Genomic DNA, 24,404 nt, shown 5'->3' with positions numbered 1-24,404 from the left:
ATCGATATCGGGAATCGATAGCATGACAATCGGCTGGATTTCCAGACGAAGTTCACCTGATAAACAATTCGTCTTCAAGCACTTGCCGCCTAGTCGAGAAGCGCCAGCACCTTGCCGCAGTACCGCTTGGACACCGGGTTCATGCGCGTCGCGCCATGGCCGGCATTGTATTTGAGGATAGTATTGCAAGTCTCGCCACCGCCGAGCGTCTGCGCCAGGGCCAGATATTTCATGCCGATGCGGATGTTGGTATCGGGATCGGCGAGCCCCTTGACCGAGCCGGAATAACCCATCATCCGTGCCGTTGCCGGCTTCACCTGCATCAGGCCGACCTCGCCATGGCTGCCGCGCATACGCGGGTTGAAGTTGCTTTCGATCTTGATGACTGCCGTTGCCAGCGCGACATCGACGCCGTTCTGCCTGGCATATTTGGTGATGATCTCGGAATAGCGATTGTCGCTCGGACCCGGAACAACGGTGTTGCCGGTGCTAGCCGTTGCATCCTGCCTGGCGTAACCGATGCTGCGGCCGAGTGTCTTGAACGATTTCGTCTCGACCCTGACCCGGTGCTGGCCTGCAAAAGCGCAATCGTATCCCATCAGCAACATGCTTGCGCATGCTGCCGTCGCAACAATCAAATTTTTCATTCAGTCTCTCGTCTCCGGGTGGGATCGCGGCAGCGGCGCATGGCGCTGCCCTGCCGTCGGGATAGCCATCTCGATGGCCAGTTCCCGCAAAAATCCACGTTGTCGTCTACGGCTGCTGTTCCGGATAAGTGAACGGTTCAGCGCCGCTGTTCATCGGCGCCGTTAGACCATCGCAATGCGCAGATAATAGGGAAATGCTGTGGCAGCGTCCGGATCTGCAGCCTTTTGCGATGCCGGAAGCCGTAAGCAGGCATTCAAAAGACAATTGGACAGGTGCAATCTTCAGGCGAAGTGCGGCAACGCCCGCAGCAGGCGATGCAGCGTATCGATGGTCGAGAAATCGGCGATCCCGTCGACCCGTTCCTGGCGGAAATGCCGCTGGAAAGCCTCGACATCGCCGGCCATGGCTGCGGAAAAATCGCCATTGATTTCCGTGCCGTAACCATAGAGTGACAGCATCGACTGCAGCGCCTCGACCGGCTGCCCGCTGTCGCCCATCTGGAAAAAGCGCCCCCCGGATATCGGCGATGGCTCCACCCAGTGACCGACCCCTGCGGCATGCAGCCTTGCCCACGGAAAGCGCTCGCCGGGATCGACCTTGCGAATGGGTGCTATATCGGAGTGACCGAGCACCCTTTCCGGCGCTATGGACCAGCGCTCGCCGCAATCGCGACACAATTCAATGACCGCATCGATCTGCGCATCGGGGAATTGTGGCAAGCCGCCCGGGTGGCCTGCATTGGCGATCTCGATGCCGATGGAGAGCGAGTTGATATCGTTTTCCTTGCGCCAGACACCCTTGCCCGCATGCCAGGCACGACGCGCTTCGGGCACGAGTTGCAGCACCCGGCCGTCTTCATGGATGAAATAGTGGCTGGAGACCTGGCTTTCCGTCCGACAGAGCCAGTCGAGGGCGCCATCGGCCGTGCCCATGCCGGTATAGTGCAACAGGATCATATCCGGCTTGCGCCCACCTGCCCGCTCGCCGTGGTTCGGAGACGGTTGCACCAGGGCACCGCTGTAGTCAGCCGCAAACGATGTCATGCGGCGCGGCGTTCCTTCTCGATTTCCTCGTAGGCAGCGTTCAGTGCCGCCATCCGCTCGTTGGCGATGACGTGGAACTCCTCGGGCACGCCACGCGATACGAGGCGGTCGGGATGGTGTTCGTAAACCAGGCCGTGGTAGCGCTTGCGGATGGTCGGGAAATCGTCGGAAGGCTTGACGCCCAGAACCTTGTAGGGATCGCGCCCGTTACCGGAGACATGCCGCGCCATGATCTGCTCGAAGCGTTCTTCGTCCATCTGGAAGATCTCGGCGATGTGGGCGAGGAACGAGATTTCCTTCTCGTGGATCAATCCGTCGGCCTTGGCAATGTGGAACAGGCCGTCCAGCACGTCCTCGAGCACGGGGCAGTTTTCGCTGCAAGTGACGCACAGCGTTGCCAGCCGTTCGGCATAGGCCTCGTAGCCGGCAACGTCCTGGCGCGCCAGATTGTAGAGGCGCGCGACATTCTTCGCCTGGTCATCCGGAAACTCAAAAATCTCGCGGAAGGCATTGACTTCATTCTCGGTGACGACACCGTCTGCCTTCGCCATCTTGGCAGAAAGCGCGATGATCGCGACCGAGAACGCCACCTTGCGGCGGGTTTCGGGATCGCCTTCGAACAACGTCCGGATGGCTTCGACCACGCCTGACAGGGCATTCCCCGCGGTGCCGACGGCATTCAGCAGCTTTTCCCAGATAGACATGACGATCCCGATTACTCCAAAGAATGAGCAACACGTTGATCAAAGAATGGTGGCGAATGCAAGCTGACCATTGGCCGCAGCGTTGAAAACACCTTTCACGAATAGGTAATGATCTAACCATAAATGCCGCTCCCATCGGTTTCGATGTTGCCCGCATAAGTCAAATGAATTGGACAGGGGCGCTCCGGCCTGTAAGCGCTGGCGTCACCCTTATCCCGGAGCCACCATGCCCTTTGCAGACCGACCGCAGCTTCTTGGCCTCGCCCTCGGGCTGATCGGCGTCCTCATTTTCAGTGCAACGCTGCCTTTCACCCATATTGCACTGGAAGGTTTCTCCCCGGCCTTCATTACCTTCGGCCGCGCGCTGGTCGCCTCCGCTGCCGCCATCGTGACGCTGCTCGTCCTGCGCCGCCGACCGCTGCCGCGCGGTCACTTCGGTCAGTTGTTCGCTGCCGGCCTCTGCGTTGTCTTCGCCTTTCCCGGTTTTTCGTCAATCGCCATGCAGACCATCCCGGCAAGCCACGGCGCCGTCGTCCTCGGCCTGCTGCCGCTGTTGACGGCGATCTTTGCCGCCATCATCGACGGCGAGCGACCCGGGATCCTGTTCTGGATCTGCGGCGTCATCGGCGCCACCCTGGTCGTCAGCTTCTCGGTGACGCAAAACGGTTTCCAGATGCAGCCCGGCGACCTCTGGCTGTTTGCCGCCGCGGTCATCGTGGCGCTCGGCTATGTCCTGCTCGGCAGGCTTTCGCGCAGCCTGTCGGGCTGGGAGGCAATCTGCTGGGCGCTGGTCGTGACCCTGCCGATCTCGCTCATCGGTACCGCCATGACAGCCTCGAACGGTTTTCACGCGCCAACGGTGACAGCGTGGGGCGCCTTTGCCTATCTCGGGTTGATGTCGATGTTTGCCGGCTTTCTCTTCTGGAATGCGGGGCTTGCGATCGGCGGCATCGGCCGCGTGGCCCAGGTCCAGCTGATGCAGACCTTCTTCACGCTCGGCATTTCCGCCCTCCTCCTTGGCGAGCATGTCGGGCTGGAGACCGTGGGCTTCGCGATGCTGGTCGCCTTCGTCGTCTGGCTCGGCCGCAAAGCACGCCATTCGTAAATTCTTTACTTTACAGCCCTCCCCACCTGTCGCATCCATCAGGCAACACCGAGTTGATGCACTGACCTTGCAAGGAGGCAACCATGGCCAGACAGAAAGTCGCAATGCTCACCGCCGGAGGGCTCGCGCCCTGCTTGTCGTCCGCTGTTGGCGGGCTGATAGAGCGCTACACGGACATCGCGCCCGACATCGAGTTGATTGCCTATCGCTCCGGCTACCAAGGTGTCCTGACGGCCGACCGAATCGAAATCACCCCCGCCATGCGTGAAAAGGCGCACCTGCTGCATCGCTATGGCGGATCGCCGATTGGCAACAGCCGCGTCAAGCTCACCAACGCCGCCGACCTCGTCAAGCGTGGGATGGTGAAGGAAGGCGAGAACCCGTTGCGTGTCGCTGCAGAACGGCTGGCATCCGACGGCGTCACCATCCTCCACACCATCGGCGGAGACGATACAAACACGACGGCAGCCGATCTCGCTGCCTACCTCGGCGCCAACGGCTACAACCTCACCGTCGTCGGACTGCCGAAGACGGTCGATAACGACGTCGTGCCGATCCGGCAGTCGCTTGGCGCCTGGACGGCAGCCGAAGTCGGCGCCCACTTCTTCGATAATGTCAGCAACGAGCAAACGGCGGCACCGCGCTCGCTGGTCATCCATGAGGTCATGGGCCGCAGCTGCGGCTGGCTGACGGCAGCAACGGCGCGCGCCTACATCCAGAAGACCAGCGCCAACGAATATGTCGATGGCATGATGACCAACGCCGCGATGAAGAGTATCGACGGTCTCTACCTGCCGGAGATGGCTTTCGACATCCATTCCGAGGCCGCCAGGCTGAAAGAGATGATGGACAAGAACGGCCATGTGACGCTCTTCGTCTCCGAAGGTGCCTGTGTCGATGCCATCATCGCCGAGCGCGAAGCTGCCGGCGAAAACATCAAGCGCGATGCCTTCGGCCACGTGAAGCTCGACAGCATCAATGTCGGCAACTGGTTCCAGAAGCAGTTTGCAGCCCTGCTCGATGCCGATCGGTCCATGGTCCAGAAATCCGGCTATTTCGCCCGCTCGGCGCCGGCCAATATCGACGATCTCAGGCTGATCCAGGGCATGGTCGACCTCGCAGTCGAAAGCGCCCTCAACAAGGTCTCCGGCGTCACCGGCCATGACGAAGGCCAGGGCGGAAAGCTGCGTACAATCGAGTTCCCGCGCATCAAGGGCGGCAAGAAGTTCGACATGTCGGCAAAGTGGTTCGGCGAAGTGATGGACCACATTGGCCAGCAATACCGCGAAGGATGATTGACGAAGCGTGAAGACGGTGTCTTCGCTGGTGGCGGATGGGATGAGGATGATTCGATGTCCGTTGAAACCTGGCTTGCCTTCGCCGCCGCTTCTGCCGTCATGCTGGCTATCCCCGGCCCGACGATCCTGTTGGTGATATCGTATGCGCTTGGCCACGGCCGGCGCACGACGGTCGCAACCGTTGCCGGGGTGACGCTCGGCGACTTCACCGCGATGACCGCCTCGCTTGCCGGCCTCGGTGCCCTGCTGGCAACTTCGGCAGGCCTGTTCACGGTGCTCAAACTGATCGGCGCAGGCTACCTGATGTTTCTCGGCATCAAGCTCTGGCGCGCCCCTGTCGTGACCGGCCCGATGGGCGACAACGATAACCTTCCCGAGGAAAGATCGTCCAAGATTTTCCTGCACGCCTATGTTGTAACGGCACTCAATCCTAAAAGTATCATCTTCTTTATTGCCTTCGTTCCGCAGTTCCTCGACCTCGGCAAGCCGTTCTTGCCGCAAACCCTTATCCTGGAAGCAACTTTCCTCGTCCTCGCAGCCCTCAATGCGTTTCTCTATGGCCTGCTGGCCGACGTTGCGCGCGGCTACATCCGCAAGGCCAGCGTGCAGCGCGCGGTCAACAGGACAGGGGGAACGTTGCTGATTGCGGCCGGCGCCGTCACGGCCGGATACCGGCGAATGGCGGCTTAGTCGCCGTCCCACCTTGCGGGGCTGTCACGAATAGGTTAATTGGCGTTCATAATTTAATTCCCCTGTGACCGAATTGCATCGCAGGTGGAACGCAATTTTCGAAAGAGACAGCATGATAGCCAGCGGATTTACGAGCCTGAAGCGCAGCGTCGCCGTCTCGGCAATCCTTTGCGGTGGCCTCGCCGGTTGTGCCACCCAGCAGCAGACATCCCAGGCAGATCTCTCTCATACGACGACAAACGTCCCCCACCCGACATCGACGGCACAAGTTTCCACAACAGCAGCGCCCGGTTCCACGACGGCGATTGTGTCGCAGGCCCAGCCACAGGCGACAGCGACCCTTTCGAAATCCGGCCGCCTGCCAGGGACCGAGACAGCTGCGGCGATAGGCCCACGCCTGCCGGCCGACCAGGCCTCGAATATGCAGGACCGCATGGGGCAACCTGCTGGAAAATCCGGCAAGGGCAGCGAGGCGCAGGTCGCCATTGCTTCGGTCACCGGCGCTCCTGCGGCAAATACCTCGGCGTCCGCCGCCTATGCCTCTTCAGACGATATGCTAATCCCGTCAGTGGTTGCCATTCCCACACCCAATCCTTCCCGCCCCGGGGATCTCACGCAGACCCCGGCCTTGAGCTCGGCGCTGGTTGAAAGCGGCAACGCTATCCCGATGACGCCGGAAATGGTAGCGATCCAGGCAGTCGTGCCGACACCACGCCCGGGCGAAGCCAGCCCCTTCACCGCGACGCAGGTTGCCTATGCCGCCCCCTCTCAGGCTGCAAACCTCAGCTACGCGGACAACCGTCTTCATTACGACTTCAACTTCGACACGACAGGCCCGAGCATCGTACCTGCCGTTCTGGAAGAGAGAAGCGATGACAATGTGTCCTCCGAGGAAAAGGGCCACATCACCACGCTGATCGAGAAATATGCGAAACTCTATCAGGTGCCGGCAGCACTAATCCACCGCGTCGTGCACCGAGAAAGCCGCTATGATCCAAAGGCTTTCAACAATCGCGGCTATTTCGGCCTGATGCAAATCAAGTACAACACGGCAAAATCCATGGGCTACGACGGCCCAGCCTCCGGCCTTTTCGATGCCGAGACCAACATCAAGTATGCCGCAAAGTATCTGCGCGGTGCATGGATGGTGGCCGACAACAAGCTCGACACCGCAGTCGCCCTTTACGCGCGTGGCTATTACTACGATGCCAAGAACAAGGGCATGACCAACGTCGCCAACGGCAACTACTGAGGTTGCCTTTGGGTTTTTACAGTTTTGAGCGCATCGACGATCTTTTGCACAAGAATCTGAGGCCGATAGTTCAATTCGTCTGGAGTAAGTCCGAGGCGAACGACAACGATATTGGCCGACGGCACGATCGCAACGCTCTGCCCGTCATGCCCAACCAGCCAGAACGTATCCAGCGGCAATCCGAAATGCCGGCTTCCACCGCCCGGGGCTGACAACCACGCCTGGCCTTGGGTGAATATCCCGTTTGATGCTTTTGTCGGCGTCCGCATCGCGCCCACGAAGCCCTCCGATAGCAACCGCTGCCCGTGCCAGACGCCATCCTGAAGCAGGAATTGCCCAAACCGCGCCCAGTCCCTGGCCGTCGCGTAGAGATAGGATCCGCCGACAAGGGTGCCGTGCTCGTCGGCCTCCAGCACGGCGCTCGACATGCCGAGCGGGGCAAACAGGGCATCGTGGGGGTAGTCCCGGGCCGCGTGCTGATTGTCGAACCTGTTCATCCAGATCCGCGACAGCAGCACCGCAGTCCCCGTGGAATAATGAAATTCCTGCTTTGGAGGAGAGACCTGCGGCGCGCTTGCAGCCATCGCCGCCATGTCCGGCTCCAGGAAGAGCATCCGCGTGACATCGGTGACCGAGCCATAGGATTCGTTGAAGGCAAGACCGCTTTCCATCGCCAGGAGGTTTGCCACCGTGATCTTCGATCGGCTGTCGCCGTGCCATTCCGGAAGCAGGTCGGCATCATCGAAGGACATCCGCCGCGCCTGCATGAGGCGCCCGATAATCGCTGAATTAACAGTCTTGGTCATCGACCAGCCGAGCAGCGGCATGCCGGCATCGAAGCCTTTGCCATAGCTTTCGGCCACCAGCCTGCCATCCTTAATGACCACGATCGCCCGCATCCCGGGCCCGCCAACGGCAGGATCCTTGATCACGTCCGAGATAGCGGCATTGGGTTCGCCGGCTGCGTTATCGCCGTCCGGCCAGTCGGCATCCCGTCCCGTCACGACCGGAACGCGAGGCATCGACAAGTGTGCGGCCATCTTCATGTCCCCGTCGGGCACGCTGGCGCAACCGAGCGGCCCGCGATAGACGGCGAAATTGGGAGCAAACAGGCCGAGCATCCGGGCAGAGACGACGCCCTCGTCGCGGGAAATGGAGAGGCGAACGAGCCTCAGCGCCGGATTGCCGGGCGCCTGCACGTCTTCGGAGAGAATAGCCTGGGGATCCCGGCCCGAAATGAAGACGCCGGAGCAGACTATCTTGGCGGCATAGCCATCGGCAACCCTCAGCAGATCGGGGGGCGCGATGGCGAGCCAGGCAGCGGCACCCGCCACGCCCGCCATCATGAACCCCGCCAATCCCAGCCCGATCTTCGCTCTCAAACGCATCGCATGTCTCCGCCAGTTCGATGACGAAACAAGCAGCAAAGTCGGCAGCGATCAAGAGGTGACCTATCAATAGACCGAGAGGGCCATGCTGGCCGCTGCCCCGCCGCGCCGGCCTGTCACGCGGCTGTAGCACTGCCGCGTTACATGCGCCGAACCGCAACGGGGTGACGAATCATGACGGAATTCGCTTCGGACAGCAGCTTCCCGAAGAACAGGAAGATCAAAGACGCGCTCCTCCAGCACAAGGCGCTGTCAAAGGCCGGCTTTTCCGAGCGCCTGTTCGGCCTTCTGTTTTCCGGCCTCGTCTACCCGCAGATCTGGGAAGACCCGGATGTCGACATGGAGGCAATGGAACTCCGTCCGCACCACCGCATCGTCACAATCGGCTCCGGCGGTTGCAACATGCTCGCCTACCTCTCGCAAAACCCCGCCTCTATCGACGTCGTCGATCTCAATCCGCACCATATCGCGCTGAACAGGCTGAAGCTCGCCGCCTTCCGGCTGCTGCCCGGCCACGGCGATGTCGTCCGCTTCTTCGGCACGCCGGATGTCGGCGTCAATAGTCAGGCATTCGATCGCTTCATCGCACCCGGCCTCGATGAGGCGACCGGCGCCTACTGGAACGGCCGCGACATGCTCGGCCGTCGCCGCGTCACGGTATTCAACCGCAACATCTACCGCACCGGCCTGCTTGGCCGCTTTATCGGCGCCGCCCATCTGCTCGGCCGCCTGCACGGCGTCAAGTTTGCAAAGCTTACGGAAGCCCGCACCCTGCAGGAGCAGCGCCAGTTCTTCGATACCGAGATCTCGCCGGTCTTCGAGCGGCGCATGGTGCGCTGGCTGCTTGGTCGCAAGAGCTCGCTCTTCGGCCTGGGCATTCCCCCGCAGCAATACGACGAACTGGCAAGCCTTGCCGGCGACGGCTCCATCGCTGCGGTCCTGAAGTACCGGCTGGAAAAGCTCATCTGCCATTTCCCGATGAGCGAAAACTATTTCGCCTGGCAGGCCTTCGCCCGTCGCTATCCCGAAGCCGACAAGGGGCCCCTGCCGACCTACCTCAGACCGGAACACTTTGCAGCGATCCGGGCCAATGCAGAGCGCGTCACCGTCCATCATCTGAACTTCACCGAGTTGCTCGCCACCAAGCAGGCAGCGTCGATGGATCGCTATGTGCTTCTCGACGCGCAGGACTGGATGAACGACGCCCAGCTCAACGAACTGTGGGCCGAGATCAGCCGCACAGCGGCACCGGGCGCCCGGGTCATTTTCCGCACGGCCGCCGAGAAAAGCATCATCGAGGGGCGCCTGTCTCCCGCCATCCGCGACCAGTGGGAATATGTCGAGGAGCGCTCGCACGCCCTCAACGCTCGAGACCGCTCGGCCATCTATGGCGGCTTCCACATCTACGGTAAAAAGCCATGAGCCGCGTCGAGGCCGGCCCGGAGCCTGAAGTCGGCGGCCATGCCGGCCTGATGGACGGCATGTACCGTTACCAGCGGCACATCTACGACCTGACGCGCAAATACTACCTGTTCGGTCGCGACCGCACGATCAACCATCTCAATATGCCCTTTGGCGGCTCGCTCCTGGAAGTCGGCTGCGGCACCGGCCGCAACCTGCTCTACGCCCACCGCCGCTTCCCATCCGCCCGGCTCTTCGGCCTCGACATCTCGCAGGAGATGCTGATATCGGCCCGAGCGAGCTTTCGCGGCATATCGCCGATGCCGGATTTCAAGGTTGCCGATGCGACCAGCTTCACCGCGCAGGATTTCGGCACAGAAGGTTTCGACCGGATCATGATCTCCTACGCGCTGTCGATGATCCCCGACTGGAAAGCCGCCATCGACGCCTCAATCGATGCCCTGAACCCCGGCGGTGAACTGCATATCGTCGACTTCGGCCAGCAGCAGCGCCTGCCCGGCTGGTTCCGCAAGGGGCTGCAGTCGTGGCTGCGAAGCTTCCATGTGACACCCCGCGCAGACCTGCAGGCCGTACTGGAAGAGCGCTGCAACAGGCTGGGCGCCAGGCTTTCCGTCGAAGATATCGGCCGCGGCTATGCGATACGGGCAGTTATTGTGACCGCGCGCGCATAATTAGCTTGAAGATAACGCATTTTTTACGTTGATATGATGAAAACGGCTTCAGTGCCTTTTCCGCCACGGCTGCGATTCGTCGGCCGAAAACTTGAACTTGGGCAGAATAACACCTCACCTGGATACGGGACGCCCATGCGCCGGCTTTTGTTATGTTTACTGCCGTTGGTCCTGCTGCTGAGCGGCTGCAATTCGAGCTATGACTTCATGGAGACGAAGTCGATCCCGAAATCTCGCTTCCGCGATACCAAGCCGCAGGATTTCGGCGCCGACCATCCGCAACTGCACCCCATCCACGGCATCGACATTTCCAAATGGCAGGGCGACATCGACTGGCGGACGGTCAAGTCGTCCGGCGTAGCCTTCGCCTTCATCAAGGCGACCGAAGGCAAGGATATCATCGACACCAAGTTCCAGGAATATTCGAGCGAGGCGCGCGCTGCCGGCATCCCGAGCGCGCCGTACCACTTCTACTATTTCTGCTCTTCCGCCGACGAGCAGGCCGACTGGTTTATCCGCAACGTGCCGAAATCGGCCATGGTGCTGCCGCCGGTGCTCGATGTCGAATGGAACGCGGAATCCAAAACCTGCCGGCTGCGCCCCGATGCGGTTACCGTACGGGCGCAACTGCAGCGCTTCATGGACCGCCTCGAGGCCTATTATCACATGCGGCCGATCATCTACACGTCCGTCGATTTTCACCGCGACAACCTCGTCGGCTACTTCAAGGACTACCACTTCTGGGTCCGCTCGGTTGCCAAGCATCCCGGCGTCACCTATGCCGATCGCCGCTGGGCCTTCTGGCAATATACCTCCACCGGCGTCATTCCGGGCATCAAGGGGCCAACGGACATCAACGTCTTTGCCGGCAACGAAAAGAACTGGCGGAACTGGGTCGAGGCGGTCACGAAGCTCAAGAATTCTTGAAGCCAGCGCCATTTCCTTCTTGCATCGAAGCTCATGTTCTGGGAAAGCGACCTCATCCGTAAGCAACGAGGACCGCCCATGGACCGCTTCAACGCTCGACGCACTGCACTCGCGATGATCTTCGCATCAACAATGGCAGGTGCTGCCGCGGCCCAGACGAGCGCCCCGGCCCCGCAGAACCCAACACCGGCAGCCGCCTGCGGCGGTGACCTCTCCACATTTCTCGAAGGCGTCAAGGCCGATGCTATCAAGGCAGGCGTAACGCCGGAAGCCGCTGAAAAGACGGTCGCCGGCGCCCAGATCGACCCCAAGGTCCTCGCCCGCGACCGCGCCCAGGGCGTGTTCAAGCAGACCTTCCTCGAATTCTCGCAGCGCACCGTCAGCCAGGCGCGCCTCGATATCGGCCGCAAAAAGATGGCGCAGTACGCCGACGTCTTCGCGCGCGCCGAGAAGGAACACGGCGTACCGGCCGGCGTCATCACCGCCTTCTGGGCCATGGAAACCGACTTTGGCGCCGTCCAGGGAGATTTCAACACCCGCAACGCTCTCGTCACGCTCGCCCATGACTGCCGCCGTCCGGACCGCTTCCGCGAACAGCTGATCGCACTCAGCGAACTCGTCCAGCGCAACGATGTCGAACCTGCAACGACCCAGGGCGCCTGGGCCGGCGAGATCGGCCAGACGCAGCTGCTGCCGAAGACCATCATCGCTTATGGCGAGGACGGCGATGGAGACGGCCTGGTAAAATTGCGCGAGAGCGCCCCGGACGTCATCCTGACGACTGCCAACTTCCTGCAGTCGCTGGGCTTCCAGCGCGGCCAGCCCTGGCTCCAGGAGGTGACGCTTCCGGCGACGCTTCCATATGAAAAATCAGGCATCGGTGGCACCATGACCGCCGCCGACTGGTTCGCCCTCGGTGTCAAGCCACGCGACGGCAACACCTCCTTCGGCAATCTGGTCTCTGCGCTGATTCTGCCGCAGGGCCGCTTCGGTCCGGCCTTCCTCACCTACCCTAATTTCAACGTCTATCTGGCGTGGAACCAGTCGTTCATCTACACGACGTCGGCCGCCTATCTCGCGACCCGCTTCGCGGGCGCCCCGACCTATAACAAGGGCACGCCGGAGAAGGGCCTGAGCGACACCGACATGCGAGCGCTCCAGACCAAGCTCAAGGCGCACGGCTACGACGTCGGCGAGATCGACGGCATCCTCGGCTCCGGCACCCGCATTGCCATCCAGAAAGAACAGTTCCGCCTCGGCCTCCCCGCCGACGGCTGGGCCACGGAAGCGCTGCTGAACGCGCTTTGAAGACGCAGACTATCGAGGATAGGGCGGCTGTGAAGACCGCCCTTGGAATGACAGCCAAAGTGCAGTCAAGTGCCTAGCACATCAAGTTTCGGCAGCCTTTGCTTTAGCGACGTCAAAGAGAACGCAGGCACACTTCGTTCCAGACCGGCGACTTCACGGCATCGAAAAGATCAGGCACACAGCTTACGGCTTCACCGGAATATTCCAACTGTGGAGACAGGAACGCATGGGCATATTGATTTCCGGCAGTTCCAACGTAGGCAAGACGACATTGGCGACGCGCCTCGCTCGCCAGCTTGGATGTGACATGATTTCAACGGATAGCCTCGCCCGTCATCCCGGGCGCCCTTGGCCGGAGGTACGGCCGCCTGTCGCTGAATATTATTCCCGGCTTTCCGATGAGACCATCTATTGGTTTCTAAGGGTCCATCACGAAAACATGTGGCCGGCCATACGGCAGCAGATCGACGCCAGGGTCCATTCCAGAACACCTTTTATAATCGAAGGCTCTGCGCTTCGCCCCGAGTTCATAGCGCCGCTTGTCTCTGACGAGATCTCTGCTGTTTTCCTGTATGCCGACAACGACGTCCTTCGGGAAAGAATGCGATCCGAGGCCGAATATGCCCAGCGCGATCAAGCCAGACGCAGCATCATCGACAAATTCATAGAACGATCCTTGCGTGACAATGCGGAAATGTACCTCGCCGCTCGCAGCCATGACATAACCACCCTCGACACCTCCGACGCCGTCGCCGTATCCAATCTGTGTGACGAGCTGGTGCAGCTTGAGATCAGTGCAAGGTCACGACAATTCTGAGTTTGCCAATAAAACGGGGGATTGTTTAGGATCTCCTCACCGCCCCCCTTCACCAACTCCGCCCCAACCTAACACCCCTTGCACGGCAAGCGGGAATCGGCTGGATGCAGGGGGTGGGAGCTGCGATTGTGTTGCTTTGGACTGGGGGAGCCGGGATGGAAGCTGACAATCGCATGAATGCGGTGACCTGGGGGCTGCTTGTGCTCCTCAGCCTGATCTGGGGCGGGTCGTTTTTCTTTGCGCGTATCGCTGTGCACGATGTGCCGCCGTTCACGCTGGTCTTCCTGCGGCTGATTTTGGCCGCCGCGGCGCTGCATCTCTATATCGGTGGCCGATACGGTATCTACGGCCTGCTGCGCAGCCACTGGCGGCAATTCTTGCTGCTCGGGCTGATCAACAACGCCATTCCCCACGCCATGATCTTTCTCGGCGAGACCGAGATTGGCGCCGGCCTTGCCTCGGTGCTGAACGCCACGACGCCGATCTGGACGGTCATCGTCGCCCATTACGCGACGCAGGACGAGAAGCCCGGTCGGGCGAAAATCATCGGCTGCTTCGTCGGGCTGATAGGCACCGTCGTGCTGGTGGGGCCGGGAGCGCTGGATGCCGCAGGTGCGCCGCTCTGGGCGCTGCTGTTGCCCATCGTCGCCGCCATGTCCTATGGCCTTGCCGGCGTCTATTCCAAGCGCTTCAAGGGCATCCCCGCGCCGGTGACCGCCGCCGGCCAGCTGACCGGCTCGTCGCTCATCATGCTGCCGGTTTCGCTGCTGGTCGATCAACCCTGGACGCTCGCCATGCCGCCGATGCAGACGATTGCTGCCATTGTCGCCCTGGCCCTGCTGTCGACCGCCTTCGCCTACATTCTCTATTTCCGCATCATGACGCTTGCCGGCGCCACCAACACGTCGTTGGTCACCTTGCTGGTTCCACCGAGCGCCATCCTCCTGGGCTTCGTCTTTCTGGGCGAACGGCTGGGCGCCACGCAGGTCGCCGGCATGCTGCTGATCGGTCTCGGCCTTGTCATCCTCGACGGACGGCTTTTTTCGCGAAGGGCACCTTCGACGGCAAAGAGATAAGCGAAGGCATGGCGTTAATCTGGCGTTAGGATTCGTGAAGAAATACACAATTATTTTGACGTTTAGAATCAACGGCTAACGACAAAACATTAGCGAATCTCGCACAGCCCGCTGCGGTGCAGTATGGAAATTGCTTTCGGGCGACATATTTGTGACATAGGCTTTAAGGGTTAACGGAGGAGGCAGACCATGGGACTGACGCAATCCATCAACGTCCTTCTGATCAGTGCAGCATTTATGTTCGTCGTGACGATGCTATTCATCTGAGACGCCGTTCGCGGCAATCCGCGACCGGAAATGCAGGCTTCTCTAAGCTTAACATACGGGTTTGAAATGAGCGCCGGTCCTGAAAAGGCCGGCGCTTTTTCCGTCGTTAGGCAGCAGCGCCTGCCGCCGCTGCAATCTTGGTGCGCTTGAAACCCAGTCGCTCGAGCACGGCGCCGACCAGGGGAGCGCGGTTCATCGTATAGAGATGAAATTCACGGTGGCCCCGGCGCACGAGATCCTCGATCTGCTCTGCCGCGACATCGGCCGCCACCTTGGCCCGCTCTTCAGGCTTGTCGTCGAGCCCGGCAAAGCGTTCGTCCAGATAGGACGGGATACTAGTGCCGCACATGCCGGCAAAGCGCTTTAGCTGCGTCAGGTTCTGGATCGGCATGATGCCCGGCAGCACGGGAATGGCGATACCGGCCGCCCGCACCCGCTCCATGTAGGTCTCGAAGACGTCATTGTCGAAAAAGAACTGGGTCAGAGCACGGTCGGCGCCGTTGTCGGCCTTGCGCTTCAGCATGTCGATATCGGCAGCCGTGTCGCGGCTCTCCGGGTGCTTCTCCGGATAGGCAGACACCGAGATCTCGAAGTCGCCGATATCGCGCAAGCCCGCCACCAGCGCTGCGGCATTCTCGTAGCCGCCGGGATGTGGCTGGTAAGCGGTGCCGATGCCGCCGGGCGGATCGCCGCGAAGGGCAACGAAGTGCCTGACGCCGGCCGCACGCAACTCATCGACGACCCGGTGTGTGTCTTCGCGCGTGGCACTGACGCAGGTCAGGTGCGAGGCAGTCGGCAGTGGCGTCTCGGCGATCATCCGGCGCACGGTATTCAGCGTCGGTGCCTTGGTCGAACCGCCGGCCCCATAGGTGACGGAGACGAATTCGGGCTGCCATTCCGTCAGCTCCGTGATGGCGGCCCAAAGCTGGCCTTCCATGTCGGGTGTCTTTGGCGGAAAGAACTCGAAGGAGATGCTGACGTCGCTGCGCCCTGTGTCCGGTGTAGAAGTCATGTCACGCCCTCTTTTCTGCGCGTAATGTTGGTTGACGGCTTTCACTGGTCGCGATCAGCAGGCGCGGATCGCGCGCCACCCAGATCGTTACCGTCAGATCCTCGCCACTCTGCTTTCCGGAATGAAGGTCCCTGACCTCCTCGAGCTCCAGCCCGGCCTTCTTCAACCACTCTTCCATCGTCGCGTGGCTGAAGCCGAGGCGGAGATGGGCATGGTCGTCGCGCAGGTATTCCAGCGCATGCGGGGCGAGATCGACGATCACAAGCCGGCCGCCCGGCCGCAGCATGCGCGCCGCCTCGCCGATCGCCAGTTCCGGCTGGTAGAGAAAATGCAGGACCTGATGAATGGTGATCAGGTCGAAATCCTGCGCCTCGAGCGGCAGGTTGAAGATATCCCCGTGGCGCACCGAGGCGGTGGTGATATTCGCCTTGTCGAGATTGGCGCGCGCGACTGCCAGCATGTCGCGGCTGGCATCGACGCCGATGGCGCGGCGGTAGACGCCGGACAGCAGCTGAAGCATGCGCCCCGTTCCCGTGCCGAGATCGAGAAACGTGTCGATCGGCCGGGTGCCGATCAGCTGCTTCAGCGCAGCGTCGACATCCTCGTCGGCCACATGCAGGCGGCGGAGCTCATCCCATTCGGCAGCGTTGTGGCTGAAATAGGCCTGGGCACGCTCGGCGCGTACATGCTTCACCGAACCGAGACGTTCGCTGTCGCGCAGCAGGACAGGGTCGCTCTCGTCGGCGTGGCGCAGCAGCGTGCGGGCGAGATGCACGGCAGCACCATCCTGCTTCAGGCGGAAATAGGCCCAGGCGCCCTCCTGGTAGCGATCGATCAGGCCCGCCTCGCCCAGAAGCTTCAGATGGCGCGAAATACGCGGTTGGGATTGACCGAGGATTTCGGTGAGGTCGGTGACCGTCAAATCGCCGGCGGCCAGCAGCGCCAGCAGCCGGAGCCGCGTCGGCTCGCCTGCTGCTTTCAGGACATCGACCAGCCCCTCGAGACCAAATTTAACAAGATCCGCCATACGCTCACCCAATCAAGACATAAACATATCTTTATGTGATTGAGGGCAATGGCGCAAGTGGGAAATGGAAGGTCGCTACTGTCAGATGCGAGCCGGCGAACCGGCAGTTCAGGGCCGCAAATGAAAACCCCCGCAGCTGCGGGGGATCTCGAATTTGTGTAGCGCGCGCCGATGGCAATCAGCGCGTCAGGCGCTTGTAGGCCTGGCTGCTCGGGTTCAACGCATCGGCGCCGAGGCGGCGGATCTTGTCCTGCTCGTAGTCCTCGAAGTTGCCTTCGAACCATTCGACATGGCTGTCACCCTCGAAGGCGAGGATGTGGGTCGCCAGCCGGTCGAGGAACATGCGATCATGGCTGATGATGATGGCGCAGCCGGCGAAGGATTCCAGCGCGCTTTCCAGTGCACCCAGCGTTTCGGTATCGAGGTCGTTGGTCGGTTCGTCGAGGAGCAGCACGTTGCCACCAGCCTTCAGCATCTTTGCAAGATGCACACGGTTGCGCTGACCGCCGGAAAGATTGCCGACCTTCTGCTGCTGGTCACCACCCTTGAAGTTGAACGCGCCACAATAAGCTCTTGAATTCATGTCGAACTTGCCGAGCTTGATGATTTCGGCGCCGCCCGAGATTTCTTCCCAGACGGTCTTCGAGCCATCCAGTGCATCGCGGCTCTGGTCGACATAGCCGAGTTGCACGGTGTCGCCGATGCGGATGGTGCCGGCATCGGGCTTTTCCTGGCCGGTTATCATCTTGAACAGCGTCGTCTTGCCGGCGCCGTTCGGGCCGATGATGCCGACGATGCCGCCGGGCGGCAGCTTGATCGACAAGTCCTTGATCAGCAGCTCGTCGCCGAACCCCTTGGAAACGTTCTCCATCTCGATGACAACCTGGCCGAGACGCTCGCTGACCGGGATGATGATCTGGGCGTCGCCGGGACGCTGCTTCTCGGCGGCATCGACCAGCTGTTCGTAGGACTTGATACGGGCCTTGGATTTTGCCTGGCGGGCCTTCGGGCTGGAGGCGATCCATTCCTGCTCGCGCGAGATCGCCTTCTGGCGTCCTGCCTCTTCGCGGTTTTCCTGCTGCATGCGCTTGGCCTTGGCAAGCAGGTAGGCCGAGTAGTTGCCCTCGTAAGGAATGCCGCGGCCACGGTCGAGCTCGAGGATCCAGCCGGTGACATTGTCGAGGAAGTAGCGATCGTGGGTGATCATCATCACGGCGCCGGGATAGGCGCGCAGGTGCTTTTCCAGCCAGGCAATGGTCTCGGCATCCAGATGGTTGGTTGGTTCGTCGAGCAGCAGCAGGTCCGGCTGCGACAGTAGCAATCGGCAGAGCGCAACGCGACGGCGCTCACCGCCCGACAGGCTGGTGACTTCCGATTCAGGCGGCGGGCAACGGAGCGCATCCATCGCCATTTCGACCTGGCTTTCGAGGTCCCAGAGGTTCTGGCTGTCGATGATGTCCTGCAGCTTCGAGCCTTCTTCGGCCGTCTCGTCGGAGTAGTTCATCATCAGTTCGTTGTAGCGCTCGAGAACAGCCGTCTTCTTGGCAACACCTTCCATGACGTTTTCACGCACCGTCTTGGTCTCGTCGAGATGCGGCTCCTGCTCGAGGTAGCCAAGGGTCGCGCCTTCGGCGAGCCAGGCTTCCCCGGTGAATTCCTTGTCCAGGCCGGCGATGATCTTGAGAACGGTCGACTTACCCGCGCCGTTCGGGCCGAGGATACCGATCTTGGCATCGGGGTAGAACGACAGGTTGACGTTCTCGAGGATTTTCTTCGCGCCGTAAGACTTGTTGAGTCCCGACATGTGATAGATGAATTGGCGTGCCATTGCTGGGCTTCTCCTAGGCGCAAGAGATCTGGGTTTGAGCCGCTATGTAAGGGAAACCACGCCGCGCGGCAACGCCGAAACCGGCCTTGTGCCGCATTTGTCGACCACCGGGGTGACGCAATCAGCCAAACCGCTGACGTCCAAGCCTGCCCCGCCGCTGACGATACCCATCGGACAACGCCGCCGCGCAGTCAGAAATCCTAGCGGCCGACTGCCTGCACCAGACCTTCGTTGCAGCCGAACGCTGTACTACCGGCGCCCTGGATCAGCTTGCCCAACCTCGGACCGCTCTCGCCGGGCGATACCGCATCCTGCGACAGGCCGATGGTGAGCTCGGAAATCACCCGCGCGCTGCCGTTGCCGCGGCAGCTCATCTTGACGCGGCCACTGGCGCCCTCGCCAAAACTCTTGTCGAATGCGGCCTTGATGCGTTCGGCATCCAGTGTCTTGCCGACGTTCGCCGCAAACAGCGCGCCGACGGCAGATGCGTTCAATTCATCGATCAGAGACACGGCAGTGCCGAAATAGGCGTCTGCCGAGAGTTTCGTGCAGGTTCCGTGCTTCAGCCACTCATGGCGCTCGAGGCCAGACTGCGTGCCCGGCATTGCCTTGTCGAGAGCGGCCTTGGTCGCCGCCGACAGTTCGACGGCAGGCAGGCTGTCCCAGCCATGACTGCGGTCGGCCTGTTGCAGCGCATCCGGCACACCGCAATAGTTCTGCCGCATCGGCCAGAGCCCGTGCAGCGACAGGTGGGTGGCATCGAAGCCGTTGGCGCTCTCGTCCCGGCACTCGGCCTTCTCAGCGTTGGTAGCGCAGAATGCCGGCTCCCAGCTGGCCGCAAGAATAAACCTAGTCTGTCCATCGCGTGCTTCGGCCGGAAGGGAGAGGCTGCCCAGCAAAACCGGCAGGCAGGCAAGAGCGGCCAGAAGCCTCAATGAAACAACGTGCATGATGACCCACCCCAGGAACAATAAGAGAACAAGTAAGCAGATCGCACCTTCCGTCGCAAGCTGTAAATTCCCCACCGCCGGATTATCATTATCCTGTGCGCCTCCCCGAAGTTGCATTGCAAAGTTCCAGCCATTGCCGTCAGGTGCAGCGATGCGAGGAGATCCCATGTTTCAAGAGATAAGACGGCACCAGAGCCCGACGGGCGCGACACTTGCCTACCGTCATCAGCCCGCATCGGGCACGGCGCGCGGCATCCTTCTCGTGCTGCACGGGCTTGCCGAGCATTCCGGCCGCTACGGTCGCTTTGCCGAGGCGATGGCGGGCAACGGTTATCACGTCTACGCGCACGACCACCGTGGCCATGGCCGCACGAAGGCGCCGGATGCGCCGCTTGGCCAATTCGCCCGCCGCGATGGCGTGGCGTGCGTCATCGCGGACGTCATGGCCGTGAGGTCGCTGGCCTCGGCTGACCACCCCGGCCTGCCTGTCGTCTTCTTCGGTCATTCCATGGGCGGACTGATCAGCCTTTCCGCCGCCATCGCCCATCCCGCAGACTTCGATGCCGTCGCAGTGTGGAACTCGAACTTTCATCCCGGCCTCGCCGGACGGGCTGGACAGCTGATCCTCGGCATCGAGCGCATGCTCAAAGGCTCGGATGTCCCGAGCGCCCTGCTACCGCGACTGACCTTCGGCGCCTGGGGGCAGTCCATCCCCGATCACCGCACGCTGTTCGACTGGTTGTCGACCGATCCGGCCGAGGTCGATGCCTACATCGCCGACCCGCTCTCCGGCTTCGATGCCTGTGTATCCCTCTGGCGCGACCTGCTGGCGATGAGTTTTGCCGCACCGAAGCGACGCCACCTCGCCCGGTTACGTCCCACCTTGCCAATCCATCTGGTGGCGGGCGCGCAGGATCCGGCGACGGATTACGGTAAAGCCATAACCTGGCTGGCAAACCGTTTGAAAGGATTCGGCTTTTCGAATATCACAACGGAAATCTATAGCGAAATGCGGCACGAGACCCTGCACGAGGTCGATGCCAACAGGGCCACGGCGAACTTTGCCGCGTGGTGCGAACGCGTCTTGCCAAAGCCCTGACGCCGGAGGAATGTCGATGCAAAGCCCCAGCCATACGCTCAGCCAGCGGCATTCGTCGGAAATGACGATGGGCCTGACCCTTATGTTCGTGTCGGTCATGCTGTCGCCGATCGTCGACATCTTTTCCAAGCTGGCGGCTGTCACCATCCCGCCGGTCGAGGTCACAGCGGCACGCTTTCTTTTTCAATGCCTGTTCGCCCTGCCGATGATCGTCTGGAAACGCAGTTGGATGCCTGGCACGTGGTGGCAGAGAAGAATTCACGCCCTGCGTGGCGGCTTGCTGGTGTTGTCGATGATCACCTTCGTGACGACGTTACAGGTGATGGAGGTTGCCGATGCCATCGCCATCTTCTTCGTCCAGCCGATTATCCTCACCGTTCTCAGCAGCATCTTCCTGAAGGAAACGGTGGGTTGGCGGCGTTACGCGGCCTGCGTCGTCGGATTCAGTGGCGCCTTGCTGATCATCCAGCCCAGCTTCCAGCAACTCGGCTTCGTCGCTTTGCTCCCCGTTGTTACAGCGCTCTGCGGCTCGATCTTCGTGCTTTTGACGCGCGTCCTGTCCCACAGCGAACCGGCCTCGTCGATGCAGCTGAACACCGGCCTCTGGGGATTGCTGTTCTCCGTGATCCTGCTGGCAATCGGCAGCCTCACCGGCAATGCTATCCTGTCGCCTGTCATGCCGGACGCCACTGCCGCACTCCATCTCCTCGGCGTCGGCGTGACGGCAGCCGTCTGCGGGATGCTGACACTTTATGCATACCGCGCCGTCCGGGCATCGACGCTCGCACCGCTGCAGTATTTCGAGATCATTTCGGCGACGATCTTCGGCTGGCTGGTGTTCGACAATTTCCCGAACATGCTGAAATGGGTAGGCATTCTCATCATCATCTGCTCCGGTCTCTACATCCTTTGGCGCGAGCGGCGGCTTGCATCCAAGCCGGTATCCGATACATCTCAATCGCTCCGCGCACCCTGATCGAAGATCTGCAAAACATGACCAACCGACCGATAAAAAAGCCACCGCTCGCAGGCATCCGCGTCATCGAACTCGCGCGCGTGCTGGCTGGACCTTGGGCAGGCCAGATGCTGGCCGATCTCGGTGCCGATGTGATCAAGGTGGAAAACCCGCATGGCGGCGACGACACGCGCCAATGGGGACCTCCGTTTGTCGAGGATGCGGAGGGCGCAAATCTCTCCGCCGCCTATTACCACTCGGCCAATCGCGGCAAGCGTTCCATCGTCGCCGATCTGCGCACTGCCGACGGCCAGGATCTGGTTCGCCGGCTGGCCATGACGGCAGACGTTCTGATCGAGAATTTCAAGCTCGGCGGCTTGGTCAAATACGGCCTCGACTACGAGAGCCTGCACAAGCTCAATCCGAAATTGGTCTATTGCTCGATCACCGGCTTTGGCCAGACCGGTCCCTATGCCAATCTCGCCGGCTACGACTACATCGTCCAGGGCATGTCCGGCTTCATGTCGATCACCGGCGAGACGGACGGACAGCCGATGAAGGCGGGCGTCGCCATCGCCGATATTTTCACCGGCATCTACGCGGTCTCGGCAATCGAGGCGGCCCTGATCCATGCCCTCAAATCCGGTGAGGGGCAACTGGTCGACATGGCGCTGCTCGACGTCCAGGCGGCAGTGCTGGCCAACCAGAACATGAACTACCTGATATCAGGCAAGGCGCCGGAGCGGCTGGGCAATGCCCATCCCAACATCTCTCCCTATGAGGTCGTGCCCGTCGCCGACGGCTTCCTGATTCTCGCCATCGGCAACGATGGCCAGTTCCGTCGTCTTTGCGGCCTGCTCGGTATCGAGGCTATCGTCGGCGACGAGCGCTTCGCCACCAACAAGGCCCGCGTTGCCAACCGCATGGAAGTTCGCCAGCTCGTCTCGACCGAGACGCTGAAATGGACCAAGGCCGCCCTGCTGCAGCGCTGCGAGCAGAATGGCGTTCCGGCTGGTCCCATCAATACCATCGAGGAAATGTTCGCCGACCCCCAAGTGGTGGCGCGCGGCCTGCGCATCGATCTCGACGATGCAGCCGGCAATGCCATTCCGGGCGTTCGCACCCCGGTCATTCTCTACGAAACACCCCTACGCTACGAACGGCCGAGCCCGAGGCTCGGCGAACATCAGGACGAGGTGCTGGCGGAACTCGCTGCCCTCGAAGGAAAGGCAAGATCATGAAACGCACAGGCGGCCAGCTCATCGTCGAGGCTTTGAAAGCCAATGGCGTCAAGCGCATCTCCTGCGTTCCCGGCGAAAGCTTCCTGGCCGTGCTCGACGCGCTGCACGACAGCGACATCGAGGTTCTCGTCTGCCGCCAGGAAGGCGGGGCTGCGATGATGGCCGATGCCTGGGGCCGGCTGACCGGCGAACCCGGCATTTGCATGGTGACACGCGGCCCGGGCGCTACGAATGCTTCTGCCGGCCTCCACATCGCCCGCCAGGACTCCATACCGATGATCCTGTTCATCGGCCAAGTGCAGCGCGATGCCCGCGAACGCGAGGCGTTTCAGGAAGTCGAATATCGCCGCGCCTTCACCGAGTTCGCCAAGTGGGTCGGCGAGATCGACGATGCCGCACGCATTCCGGAATTCGTCACCCGCGCCTTTGCCGTCGCCACATCCGGACGCCCCGGCCCCGTCGTGTTGAGCCTGCCGGAAGACATGCTGCGAGACCTCGTCGAGGCGCCCGAGGCAAAGCCCTATATGCCGGTGGCGAGCCATCCCGGTAAAAGCCAGATCGACGAACTCCAGCGCCGGCTGATGGCTGCGGAGCGGCCAATGGTCATCGTCGGTGGCACGCGCTGGAACGAAGAAGCGGTGGCATCGCTCCGGACGTTCGCCGAACGCTTCCAGCTGCCGGTCGGCTGCTCCTTCCGCCGGCAGATGCTGTTCGACAATCTCCACCCCTCCTATGCAGGCGATGTCGGTATCGGCATCAACCCGGCGCTCGGCAAGGAGATCAAGGAGGCCGACCTCCTCATCCTGGTAGGCGGTCGTTTCTCCGAAATGCCGTCCTCCGGCTATACGCTGATGGATATCCCATACCCGGCGCAGACGCTGGTGCACATCCATCCCGACCCGTCGGAACTCGGGCGCGTCTATCGGCCGGATCTTGCCATCTGCGCCAGCCCTGCCGATTTCGTCTCCGCTCTGGCGGATCTTCCCGCGCCGGCAACGCCCATCTGGGCAGAGCGCACCGCCCGGATGCATGCCGCCTACCGCACATGGTCCAAAACCCCTGAAACCAGCCCAGGCGATGTCCACATGGGCCGGATCATGGACTGGATCGAGGCGAACACGGCAGCCGATACCATTTTCACCAATGGCGCCGGCAACTATGCGACGTGGCTGCACCGCTTCCATCGCTTCCGCCAGTTCAACACCCAGGCAGCCCCCGCCTCGGGCTCGATGGGCTACGGCCTGCCGGCGGCGGTGGCTGCAAAGGCATTGTTTCCGGAGCGTGAAGTCATCTGCTTTGCAGGCGACGGCTGCTTCATGATGCACGGACAGGAGTTTGCGACGGCGGTCCAATACGGCCTGCCGATCATCACGCTGGTGATCAACAACGGCATGTACGGCACGATCCGCATGCACCAGGAACGCGACTATCCCGGCCGTGTCAGCGGCACGAAGCTCACCAACCCCGACTTCGCGGCTTTCGCCCGGGCTTATGGCGGCCACGGCGAGACGGTGAAGACAACGGCAGAGTTTGCACCTGCCATCGAGCGCGCACGGGCAAGCGGCAAGCCCGCAATCATCGAGATCGTACTCGACCCGCAGGCAATCACGCCGACGCGGACGCTCAACGAGATTGCCGGCCTGAAGTAGCCGGGGGGCGGCCTGCCGTCAGGCCGC

At 61.6% G+C, this 24,404-nt stretch carries 22 protein-coding genes; 14 read left to right on the top strand and 8 right to left on the bottom strand.

Going from position 1 to position 24,404, the window contains the following annotated elements; genetic code table 11:
* Positions 1–89 precede the first annotated feature (89 nt).
* From J5278_RS08265 to J5278_RS08255, 3 genes are all read right to left on the bottom strand, one after another.
* Complete coding sequence (locus J5278_RS08265; protein ID WP_142823204.1) at positions 90–647, bottom strand: lytic transglycosylase domain-containing protein; 558 nt, start codon at positions 645–647, stop codon at positions 90–92.
* Between the two features lie 282 nt (positions 648–929).
* The gene (locus tag J5278_RS08260) at positions 930–1,691 is read right to left on the bottom strand and encodes an N-acetylmuramoyl-L-alanine amidase (protein ID WP_142823205.1); all 762 of its coding nucleotides are present in this window, start codon (positions 1,689–1,691) and stop codon (positions 930–932) included.
* Positions 1,688–2,395, bottom strand: a complete 708-nt coding sequence (locus tag J5278_RS08255; RefSeq protein ID WP_142823206.1) for a DnaJ family molecular chaperone — start codon at positions 2,393–2,395, stop codon at positions 1,688–1,690. Before J5278_RS08255 ends, J5278_RS08260 begins: the two co-directional genes overlap by 4 nt.
* 226 nt (positions 2,396–2,621) lie before the next feature.
* Here J5278_RS08255 and J5278_RS08250 point away from each other — a divergent pair, with 226 nt between their 5' ends.
* From J5278_RS08250 to J5278_RS08235, 4 genes are all read left to right on the top strand, one after another.
* Positions 2,622–3,500 (top strand): DMT family transporter, encoded by an 879-nt coding sequence (locus J5278_RS08250; protein WP_209184165.1) that lies wholly within the window; start codon positions 2,622–2,624, stop codon positions 3,498–3,500.
* Between the two features lie 83 nt (positions 3,501–3,583).
* Positions 3,584–4,795 (top strand): pyrophosphate--fructose-6-phosphate 1-phosphotransferase, encoded by a 1,212-nt coding sequence (locus J5278_RS08245; RefSeq protein ID WP_142823208.1) that lies wholly within the window; start codon positions 3,584–3,586, stop codon positions 4,793–4,795.
* A gap of 57 nt (positions 4,796–4,852) precedes the next feature.
* Positions 4,853–5,488, top strand: a complete 636-nt coding sequence (locus J5278_RS08240; RefSeq protein WP_142823209.1) for a LysE family translocator — start codon at positions 4,853–4,855, stop codon at positions 5,486–5,488.
* 112 nt (positions 5,489–5,600) lie between these two features.
* Positions 5,601–6,740 (top strand): lytic transglycosylase domain-containing protein, encoded by a 1,140-nt coding sequence (locus J5278_RS08235; RefSeq protein WP_209184167.1) that lies wholly within the window; start codon positions 5,601–5,603, stop codon positions 6,738–6,740.
* On the opposite strand, the gene J5278_RS08230 is transcribed toward J5278_RS08235, so the two are convergent.
* Positions 6,734–8,128: a serine hydrolase gene (locus tag J5278_RS08230; RefSeq protein WP_209184169.1), complete on the bottom strand. Its 1,395-nt coding sequence runs from the start codon at positions 8,126–8,128 to the stop codon at positions 6,734–6,736. The genes J5278_RS08235 and J5278_RS08230 overlap by 7 nt on opposite strands.
* Before the next feature lie 174 nt (positions 8,129–8,302).
* Between J5278_RS08230 and J5278_RS08225 the strand changes: the two genes are divergently transcribed.
* The 6 genes from J5278_RS08225 (at position 8,303) to J5278_RS08200 (ending at position 14,349) form a co-directional block, all read left to right on the top strand.
* Entirely contained in the window at positions 8,303–9,550 is a 1,248-nt protein-coding gene (locus tag J5278_RS08225; protein WP_142823212.1) for a DUF3419 family protein, read from the top strand.
* Entirely contained in the window at positions 9,547–10,221 is a 675-nt protein-coding gene (locus tag J5278_RS08220) for a class I SAM-dependent methyltransferase (RefSeq protein ID WP_209184177.1), read from the top strand. The genes J5278_RS08225 and J5278_RS08220 overlap by 4 nt, the downstream gene beginning before the upstream one ends.
* A gap of 135 nt (positions 10,222–10,356) precedes the next feature.
* Positions 10,357–11,148, top strand: a complete 792-nt coding sequence (locus J5278_RS08215) for a GH25 family lysozyme (protein WP_209184179.1) — start codon at positions 10,357–10,359, stop codon at positions 11,146–11,148.
* 78 nt (positions 11,149–11,226) lie between these two features.
* A complete protein-coding gene (locus J5278_RS08210; protein ID WP_209184181.1) occupies positions 11,227–12,456 on the top strand; it encodes a lytic murein transglycosylase in 1,230 nt (409 codons plus the stop codon).
* 226 nt (positions 12,457–12,682) lie between these two features.
* Entirely contained in the window at positions 12,683–13,273 is a 591-nt protein-coding gene (locus J5278_RS08205; RefSeq protein WP_219258332.1) for an AAA family ATPase, read from the top strand.
* A gap of 155 nt (positions 13,274–13,428) precedes the next feature.
* The gene (locus J5278_RS08200; protein ID WP_209184184.1) at positions 13,429–14,349 is read left to right on the top strand and encodes a DMT family transporter; all 921 of its coding nucleotides are present in this window, start codon (positions 13,429–13,431) and stop codon (positions 14,347–14,349) included.
* Positions 14,350–14,722: 373 nt separating this feature from the next.
* On the opposite strand, the gene metF is transcribed toward J5278_RS08200, so the two are convergent.
* The 4 genes from metF to J5278_RS08180 form a co-directional block, all read right to left on the bottom strand.
* A complete protein-coding gene (metF, locus tag J5278_RS08195) occupies positions 14,723–15,628 on the bottom strand; it encodes a methylenetetrahydrofolate reductase [NAD(P)H] (RefSeq protein WP_209184186.1) in 906 nt (301 codons plus the stop codon).
* A gap of 1 nt (position 15,629) precedes the next feature.
* Positions 15,630–16,655, bottom strand: coding sequence for a metalloregulator ArsR/SmtB family transcription factor (locus tag J5278_RS08190; RefSeq protein WP_209184188.1), 1,026 nt, complete (start codon positions 16,653–16,655; stop codon positions 15,630–15,632).
* A gap of 178 nt (positions 16,656–16,833) precedes the next feature.
* Positions 16,834–18,483 (bottom strand): energy-dependent translational throttle protein EttA, encoded by a 1,650-nt coding sequence (gene ettA, locus J5278_RS08185; protein ID WP_142823220.1) that lies wholly within the window; start codon positions 18,481–18,483, stop codon positions 16,834–16,836.
* A 200-nt stretch (positions 18,484–18,683) separates the two neighbouring features.
* Positions 18,684–19,433 (bottom strand): ribonuclease, encoded by a 750-nt coding sequence (locus tag J5278_RS08180; RefSeq protein ID WP_209184190.1) that lies wholly within the window; start codon positions 19,431–19,433, stop codon positions 18,684–18,686.
* Positions 19,434–19,599: 166 nt separating this feature from the next.
* Here J5278_RS08180 and J5278_RS08175 point away from each other — a divergent pair, with 166 nt between their 5' ends.
* From J5278_RS08175 to J5278_RS08160, 4 genes are read left to right on the top strand one after another with little or no spacing between them, the layout of a single operon-like run.
* The gene (locus tag J5278_RS08175; protein ID WP_209184192.1) at positions 19,600–20,532 is read left to right on the top strand and encodes an alpha/beta fold hydrolase; all 933 of its coding nucleotides are present in this window, start codon (positions 19,600–19,602) and stop codon (positions 20,530–20,532) included.
* 16 nt (positions 20,533–20,548) lie between these two features.
* On the top strand, positions 20,549–21,508 hold the full coding sequence (locus tag J5278_RS08170) for a DMT family transporter (protein WP_209184193.1): 960 nt from the start codon (positions 20,549–20,551) through the stop codon (positions 21,506–21,508).
* 17 nt (positions 21,509–21,525) lie between these two features.
* Positions 21,526–22,728, top strand: coding sequence for a CaiB/BaiF CoA-transferase family protein (locus J5278_RS08165; RefSeq protein WP_209184194.1), 1,203 nt, complete (start codon positions 21,526–21,528; stop codon positions 22,726–22,728).
* Complete coding sequence (locus J5278_RS08160) at positions 22,725–24,377, top strand: thiamine pyrophosphate-binding protein (protein WP_209184195.1); 1,653 nt, start codon at positions 22,725–22,727, stop codon at positions 24,375–24,377. The genes J5278_RS08165 and J5278_RS08160 overlap by 4 nt, the downstream gene beginning before the upstream one ends.
* The last annotated feature ends 27 nt before the right edge of the window (positions 24,378–24,404 follow it).

Origin of the sequence: Rhizobium sp. B21/90, from assembly GCF_019355815.1 — a bacterium.
Lineage (GTDB): Bacteria > Pseudomonadota > Alphaproteobacteria > Rhizobiales > Rhizobiaceae > Rhizobium > Rhizobium rhododendri.
This window is presented reverse-complemented; position numbering and strand designations above follow the sequence as displayed.

Coding starts and splice junctions, on each gene's coding strand:
- J5278_RS08215 (WP_209184179.1), top strand. CDS start 10,357: ATGCGCCGGCTTTTGTTATGTTTACTGCCGTTGGTCCTGCTGCTGAGC.
- J5278_RS08175 (WP_209184192.1), top strand. CDS start 19,600: ATGTTTCAAGAGATAAGACGGCACCAGAGCCCGACGGGCGCGACACTT.
- J5278_RS08170 (WP_209184193.1), top strand. CDS start 20,549: ATGCAAAGCCCCAGCCATACGCTCAGCCAGCGGCATTCGTCGGAAATG.
- J5278_RS08255 (WP_142823206.1), bottom strand. CDS start 2,395: ATGTCTATCTGGGAAAAGCTGCTGAATGCCGTCGGCACCGCGGGGAAT.
- ettA (WP_142823220.1), bottom strand. CDS start 18,483: ATGGCACGCCAATTCATCTATCACATGTCGGGACTCAACAAGTCTTAC.
- J5278_RS08235 (WP_209184167.1), top strand. CDS start 5,601: ATGATAGCCAGCGGATTTACGAGCCTGAAGCGCAGCGTCGCCGTCTCG.
- metF (WP_209184186.1), bottom strand. CDS start 15,628: ATGACTTCTACACCGGACACAGGGCGCAGCGACGTCAGCATCTCCTTC.
- J5278_RS08180 (WP_209184190.1), bottom strand. CDS start 19,433: ATGCACGTTGTTTCATTGAGGCTTCTGGCCGCTCTTGCCTGCCTGCCG.
- J5278_RS08240 (WP_142823209.1), top strand. CDS start 4,853: ATGTCCGTTGAAACCTGGCTTGCCTTCGCCGCCGCTTCTGCCGTCATG.
- J5278_RS08200 (WP_209184184.1), top strand. CDS start 13,429: ATGGAAGCTGACAATCGCATGAATGCGGTGACCTGGGGGCTGCTTGTG.
- J5278_RS08245 (WP_142823208.1), top strand. CDS start 3,584: ATGGCCAGACAGAAAGTCGCAATGCTCACCGCCGGAGGGCTCGCGCCC.
- J5278_RS08265 (WP_142823204.1), bottom strand. CDS start 647: ATGAAAAATTTGATTGTTGCGACGGCAGCATGCGCAAGCATGTTGCTG.
- J5278_RS08210 (WP_209184181.1), top strand. CDS start 11,227: ATGGACCGCTTCAACGCTCGACGCACTGCACTCGCGATGATCTTCGCA.
- J5278_RS08205 (WP_219258332.1), top strand. CDS start 12,683: ATGGGCATATTGATTTCCGGCAGTTCCAACGTAGGCAAGACGACATTG.
- J5278_RS08165 (WP_209184194.1), top strand. CDS start 21,526: ATGACCAACCGACCGATAAAAAAGCCACCGCTCGCAGGCATCCGCGTC.
- J5278_RS08220 (WP_209184177.1), top strand. CDS start 9,547: ATGAGCCGCGTCGAGGCCGGCCCGGAGCCTGAAGTCGGCGGCCATGCC.
- J5278_RS08190 (WP_209184188.1), bottom strand. CDS start 16,655: ATGGCGGATCTTGTTAAATTTGGTCTCGAGGGGCTGGTCGATGTCCTG.
- J5278_RS08250 (WP_209184165.1), top strand. CDS start 2,622: ATGCCCTTTGCAGACCGACCGCAGCTTCTTGGCCTCGCCCTCGGGCTG.
- J5278_RS08160 (WP_209184195.1), top strand. CDS start 22,725: ATGAAACGCACAGGCGGCCAGCTCATCGTCGAGGCTTTGAAAGCCAAT.
- J5278_RS08260 (WP_142823205.1), bottom strand. CDS start 1,691: ATGACATCGTTTGCGGCTGACTACAGCGGTGCCCTGGTGCAACCGTCT.
- J5278_RS08225 (WP_142823212.1), top strand. CDS start 8,303: ATGACGGAATTCGCTTCGGACAGCAGCTTCCCGAAGAACAGGAAGATC.
- J5278_RS08230 (WP_209184169.1), bottom strand. CDS start 8,128: ATGCGTTTGAGAGCGAAGATCGGGCTGGGATTGGCGGGGTTCATGATG.